We start from the raw sequence: 6,316 nt of genomic DNA, 5'->3' as shown, positions 1-6,316 counted from the left end.
TCGCCAACCCCGTAATTTCCAACTACATTTTTTATCTGAATCAATCCGTGATATTTGCCATCAACAGCAACTAAAAGTCCCATTTCTGGTCTCTCTGCATATATTATACCTTTGACTCTATCGTCTCTAGTATATGGCGAGTTCGATGATAACACATTGTATATCTTAGTTGTCGCACAAAGTCTCTCTGACCTATCTATATACATGGCTACCCAATAGCTCTTGCCAGCTTCTACTTTTTGTCTTTGCTCCTTGTATGGAAGTAAAAGGTCTTTATCCAATCCCCAGTCCAAAAACGCTCCTATGTTAGTTACTTCTTTTACCTGAAGTTTCGCTATAGTATCGCAAGTAATCTTTGGGTGCTGAGTAGTAGCTGTCAGTCTGTCTTCCGAGTCTTTGTAAATAAATACTTTTATAGTGTCTCCTTTTTTCATCTCATCTGTTACGAATCTATTCGGAAGTAATACTTCATCTTCCTCTTCATCTATTAGATAAAATCCGTAATCGCATCTTCTTCCGATCTCTAATTCTTGATATCTTCCAAGTTTAATCATATGTATCCTCTCTCTTTCTGACAAAAAACCACCCCGCTTAAGTCAATACCGAGGTGGTTTGTCATTCGTTATTTTCTACATTATATCATGAATCTTTTCATCAGGTCTAGACTTCATATTCATTATTAATGCAAAAGCTATAGTACCGTAGGCTACGAAACTTCTAAAATATTCACCAAGCGCTGCATTGTTGAATAAATTTTGCCCCGCTTGAGGTGACACTATAAATAATGTATGAAATAAAAATATACCTATTATAGCATGTCTAACCTTTGCACTCTTTATACTCGCCCCACCTGCTAGTAGTGCTGCACTTGAAAATATATCTGTTTTCAAATGTCCCGTATATACATTTAGCATTCCTATATTTTGAACAAAAAACAATTGCCCTAGTGATGCTATCATAGTAGATAGCACTATAGCCTGAACTCTAACTTTGGAAACTGATATTCCAAGCATCTCTGCTCTATGCTCACTCTCTCCCACTGCCTTTAGTCTCTGGCCAAATGGTGTTTTGAATATATAATATACCAAAAATGAAAATAGCAGTACTACAAATATCATGAAAAGTGGTATCTTGATAGAATTTATCTCTACGAGACCTATTTGATCTAATGTATTTCTAAATCCCTTTAGGTCAATCATATTTCTGACACCTATGCCTCTAGTTAGAAGTATTTCTTCATTTTTTACAGGTATTACAGTCCCAAATCCAACTAGAAATATGAGCTGATACACGCTATTTCCCAAAAATCCAAGTATTATAGTCGTAATCATTTCTTTTCCCTTAACTCTATTTAGAACCCAACCTATCAATTGACCAAGTATTATAGAAAGTCCTATAGAAAGTATCATCGTCAAAATCAGACCCTTAGTCCCTACTATATTCAAACTCACAAGGCATATCATTATCCCCTGAGTGAGCATAGCTCCAAGCGTTATGGCAAAGTTTATTCCAAGACCTGCAACAATGGGAATTATGAGAGCTAGTACCATAACACCATCTCTTATAAATCTGAGTATCACTTGATTTGTAACAAATGTAGCACTTAGACCTGACAATTCAAATGCTATCCACGATAGCACCACGAAGCAAAGGGGTACTACTTTTGAAACGTGCTTTTCTGAAAATTTTATTTGGCTGTTTTTTATGCGCATTTTTTACTCGCCCCTTTCTTATTTTGTAAAAGTGCATAGAGTATGATGGCATTTGTTATTAACATTCTGAGTATCTCTGATATTTCAGGTAATAATAGTTTGTTTGCAAGCGGAACTGAAAGCAGGTAAATACTCTGAAATAAATACGTTCCAAGTATAGCCATCTTTATGCTCGTTTTCTTTCCGGTACTTCCACCTATTAGTATCGCTGATATAGCTGGAAACGCCATCATCAGTGGTGCATCATATAATTCTACAAATTGATAACTCTGAGAGTAAACACATATCCCCAGTCCTGCTATTATTGTGGATAATATGATAGCGCCTCTCCTTGTCTTATCCACATTTATCCCCGAAAAATATGCAAAGTCTTCATTTTCGCCAACTGCAAGCATTTTTTGTCCCCATTTGCTCTTAAATAATGTATATACTCCAAATGCAATCAGACCATAGAAGCACAAAAGTCCGATTGGAATTTTGATCTCTCCAATATTTAAAACCCATAAATCATCAAGTATTTTTGCAAAATAGGGCCCAAGACCTATTCTAGGTCTAGTTCCCCTTCCTCCTATGGGATAGAGCATTTGCCTATTTTGAAATGGTACCAATGTCCAAAAATAATTCATAAGTGGAATAAACGAAAAACCTATGAATGTACCTGCAATCTCCTCTTTTCCCTTGACTCTATTTAGTATGATGCTAAGCACTAATCCTAATAAATAGCAAACTATGGCAGAGAACACTATTGCCATAAAAAATCCAAAAGCTCCGCTCCATTTAAAATTTATAGAAATGCAAAGTCCAAGAAGTCCTCCGCACACTCCCACTGGCAAGCTAAAATTCATTCCAACACCTGTATTTAGCATAGGTATGAGTGATAATACCAATACTCCATTCATCACAAGCTTTACGAGTGATTGGTTAAAAAGCGTCGCTATATTCATGCCTGTTGTAGCTGCTATAGCTAGCATTGTCAAAACAAATAAAGCTATAATCCCCTGAGGTCCTTTAAATAACTTCATACTATAAATCACCCCTCTTCCATTCGCCTGAAAGCGCAAATCCAAAATTCTTCTCATCCTCATCAGAATCAAGCACATCTACTAAACGTCCCTCTGATAATACCGCTATTCTATCGCAGACTCTTTTTAGCTCTGTCAGCTCACTTGAGACTATTATCAGTGTTGAATTTTTGCTCTCATTCATTTCCACTAAGAATTCTAATATCTTCTCTTTAGCTGCAATATCTATTCCCCTAGTAGGCTCTGCTACAATCAATAGTTCTGGTTCTAGATAAAAACTCCTAGCAAGACATACCTTTTGCTGATTTCCACCACTTAACTCACTTACATTTTGATATATATCTTCACACTTTATGTCAAATTTCTTCAAATAATCTAGCGCTACCTTTACCTCTACATCATCGTCAGCAGTTTTTAAAATGGATTTTTTCATTACACCTTTATTCTTCGCCATATAGGCTGTGAAATTTATGTTCTTCTTAATTGACTCATCCATCAAAAGTCCATGATTTTTTCTATCATCTGACAAAAAGTATAGTCCGTCCTCTATACTCTTTGCAGGATTTTTTAAATCTAATTTTCTCCCCTTATAATAAACCTCTCCACTAGTTTCATATCTTCCAAAAATGCCATGACCTATGGCTAGTTTCCCGTGACCAGATAGACTTATAACCCCTAGAATCTCTCCTTTTTTAACGCTTAGATTCATATCTTTCATTAATTCACCTGGCATTGATACTCCAAAATTTTTAAACTCCATTATGATTTCTCTATCCTCTAAATTCGTGCTCTTATGAGTTTTGACTATCTCTCTACCCATCATTTCTTCTGCCATTTTTTCAAGGCTCAAATCCACACTATCATACGTCCCTATATGATTTCCATTTCTAAGTATAGTTACTCTATCCGATATGGATTTTATCTCTTCTAGTCTATGTGATATGAATATGATAGTTACCCCCTGTGAATTGAGTTTTTTGATTATATCAAGTAACCTCTCACTATCTTCTCTATTTAGTACAGCACTCGGCTCATCTAGTACCAATAGCTTGAGTTCGTGCTGTGAAATCTCACGGGCTATCTCCACGAATTGCTTCATACTAGTCGACAGATACTTTACCTTCGTGCCCGGATTTAAATTTATATCTAGCATTTCAAGTATTTTCTTTGCTTCAGCTTTGTTTGCCTTTGAATCTATAAACCGTATATCTCTTTTAAGAAAATGTCCAAATTTCGTCTTCTCTTTTGATATCATTATATTTTCAGCTACGCTCATCTCTTCCATAAGAGCAAATTCTTGATGAATCATGCCAAGACCTAGTTTCATAGCCTCTTCACATCTTTTAATATCCATGATTTCACTATCTAGGTATATATTTCCGCTATATCCTCCTGTCTCTGCGATCTTTGGATGACCAAATAGTATATTCATAAGCGTGCTCTTCCCCGATCCGTTTGCACCTATTAATCCATGTATTTCGCCTTTTTTGATATCAATACTCACATCGTTTAGCGCCTTTACATTTCCAAATGTTTTAGTTAAGTTCTCTATTCTTATCAGATTTTCCATAATACTCCTCCATGGCAAAAAGACCACAAGCATAACTATCCGCTCATGGCCTTTTTTAATTATATTAAAGGTTAATATGTTAACTTTTTTAGTAGAAAATAGAATCCATAATCATTACAAAGTAATTGTCAAGCTCTGGCTTAAGCTTTTGGAAATCCACTCCAAATCCAGTCATGTCTTCTCCAAGTGCATTAAGTGATTCTAAATTCTTGTAGTCAAATTCAGGGTTTTCAATCATTACCTTAGCAAGCTCTACTGAGTACTCTGGTAAGAAAATTGTAACTGGTGTTGGCCATCCTGAAAGTCTACCTGTCATATCTGCTTCTTTTGCTTTTGCAGAAATCATTTCATTTATCTTTGCATAATTACCTGCATCCTCTGCAGCTATCTCAAGATTCATAACAGTTGGAAATGCTTGAGTTGGTGTAGGACAACACTGTTCTGCCATCAAGTATTTAAGGTTAAGTGCTTCACCTAATATTACATCGTACATCCCACAATTTGTACCAAATATATTTGTATCTTTTCCGTATTTTTCTATTTGTCTTGGAATATCTTCTCTTAAAAACTGCTGCATAGCTGCTGGTCCATTTCCAGTTTGTGGATCTGGAGTAGTAACATCTACAAATGTCATTCCCAATGCTTCTGCTGTTTCTTTCATTTTGTCATGACGATTTACTATTACTTCTTTTGCCATGTGTGTTGGGAATGAATAATGGATAAGCGTTTTTGCTCCCATATCATGAGCTTTTCTCGCTATACTCTCGCCTCTTCTAACCCAGTCAGTATCTAAACAAACATCAATATATTGAGACATCATATCAGGGTCGTCCCAAATAGGAGCTGTTATAGTTATGATATCCGGTCTTTTTTCTTTTATCTTTTGGAAAGCTGGTAATAATCCCGATTGACCAGAACTAATAGTTATGGCCTTCATTTTTGGATCGTCTGCCAATGATTCGATTTGGCTAAGCCCAGTTTCTATCTCTGTTGCAAAATTTTCTGGAAGTGTTATATGCTTAACTATATTAGGATATTTCTTTACCATGTTTTCCGCTGCTCTAAATTCATCTTCCGATACAGAAAGTGTAGGTGTTACTACACCGATTTTATAGTCAGCTACTTTAGCTGATTCTTCAGTATCTGCCGCTTCCCCTTCTGCACTTGCTTCTACTTTTACATCTTTATTTTCAGTTTCTGTCTTCTCTTGAATGTCTGCATTTGAACCACACCCAACTAGTGTTCCCACTACCATGAGTGTCATAAGTACTGCTAAAAGCTTCTTTTTCATTTCATTCTCCCCTTTATCGCTAAACCTTTATGTATCCCCTACAACCTATATTTTTTGAATTTAATATGGTTTTTCAGACACAAAAATAACAGCTAATAGCTGTATTTGTAATAAACTACCATATACAATTGTAATGCCTATCCGAGCTTACGTCTAATAAAATTTATTTATGGGTTAGTAGTATTTATAAGAAAAATTTATGGAATTATTTCGAGAAAACTCCCTGCTCTATTTAGAAAGGAGATGAATCGAAATGGTTTTAGTCTTTAATAATCTTTTACCAAATATTCACATGTACACCTAACTTTAAATGCGATACAATTAAATTATAAAGAAGGTGTGGAAATCTATGAAAATCAATAAAGCTTTTAAGTTTAGAATATATCCTAATAAAGAACAACTACTTTTGATACAAAAGACCTTTGGTTGTGTAAGATTCACATACAATCGTTTCCTTAATCAAAAAATCGAATTATATAAAGTCGAAAAAAAATCAACTACTTATGTCAATCAAGCAAAAGAATTGACAGCTCTAAAAAAAGAACTACCTTGGCTTAAAGAAGTAGATAGCGTTTCGCTTCAATCGTCTCTTAGAAATTTAGATACTGCTTTTAAAAACTTTTTTCAAAAAAGAGCAAAATATCCTAAATTCAAATCTAAGAGAAATAATACAAAATCTTATACAACTAAAAATACCAACGATTCAATAAGAATTGAAGGT

At 35.0% G+C, this 6,316-nt stretch carries 6 protein-coding genes; 1 reads left to right on the top strand and 5 read right to left on the bottom strand.

From position 1 onward, the window contains the following. From N4A40_08430 to N4A40_08410, 5 genes are all read right to left on the bottom strand, one after another. The coding region (locus N4A40_08430; GenBank protein MCT4661871.1) for a S1-like domain-containing RNA-binding protein at positions 1 to 554 on the bottom strand (554 nt) is incomplete at its 3' end. A gap of 75 nt (positions 555 to 629) precedes the next feature. Next, a complete protein-coding gene (locus tag N4A40_08425) occupies positions 630 to 1,712 on the bottom strand; it encodes an ABC transporter permease (protein ID MCT4661870.1) in 1,083 nt (360 codons plus the stop codon). Next, positions 1,703 to 2,734, bottom strand: coding sequence for an ABC transporter permease (locus N4A40_08420; protein ID MCT4661869.1), 1,032 nt, complete (start codon positions 2,732 to 2,734; stop codon positions 1,703 to 1,705). The genes N4A40_08425 and N4A40_08420 overlap by 10 nt, the downstream gene beginning before the upstream one ends. Before the next feature lies 1 nt (position 2,735). Then, positions 2,736 to 4,304 carry a sugar ABC transporter ATP-binding protein gene (locus tag N4A40_08415; GenBank protein MCT4661868.1) on the bottom strand — a complete coding sequence of 523 codons (1,569 nt, stop codon included), beginning with the start codon at positions 4,302 to 4,304 and terminating at the stop codon, positions 2,736 to 2,738. 88 nt (positions 4,305 to 4,392) lie between these two features. After that, positions 4,393 to 5,595 carry a DUF3798 domain-containing protein gene (locus N4A40_08410; GenBank protein MCT4661867.1) on the bottom strand — a complete coding sequence of 401 codons (1,203 nt, stop codon included), beginning with the start codon at positions 5,593 to 5,595 and terminating at the stop codon, positions 4,393 to 4,395. A gap of 349 nt (positions 5,596 to 5,944) precedes the next feature. On the opposite strand from N4A40_08410, the gene N4A40_08405 reads away from it, so the two are divergent. After that, positions 5,945 to 6,316 (top strand): helix-turn-helix domain-containing protein (locus tag N4A40_08405; GenBank protein MCT4661866.1); only part of this gene is annotated, 372 nt, incomplete at its 3' end.

It is taken from the genome of Tissierellales bacterium, from assembly GCA_025210965.1.
Lineage (GTDB): Bacteria > Bacillota > Clostridia > Tissierellales > JAOAQY01 > JAOAQY01.
This window is presented reverse-complemented; position numbering and strand designations above follow the sequence as displayed.

Bases quoted from the DNA above. Each gene is read 5' to 3' on its own strand.
- N4A40_08415 (MCT4661868.1), bottom strand. From the start codon at position 4,304: ATGGAAAATCTGATAAGAATAGAGAACTTAACTAAAACATTTGGAAAT.
- N4A40_08410 (MCT4661867.1), bottom strand. From the start codon at position 5,595: ATGAAAAAGAAGCTTTTAGCAGTACTTATGACACTCATGGTAGTGGGA.
- N4A40_08420 (MCT4661869.1), bottom strand. From the start codon at position 2,734: ATGAAGTTATTTAAAGGACCTCAGGGGATTATAGCTTTATTTGTTTTG.
- N4A40_08425 (MCT4661870.1), bottom strand. From the start codon at position 1,712: ATGCGCATAAAAAACAGCCAAATAAAATTTTCAGAAAAGCACGTTTCA.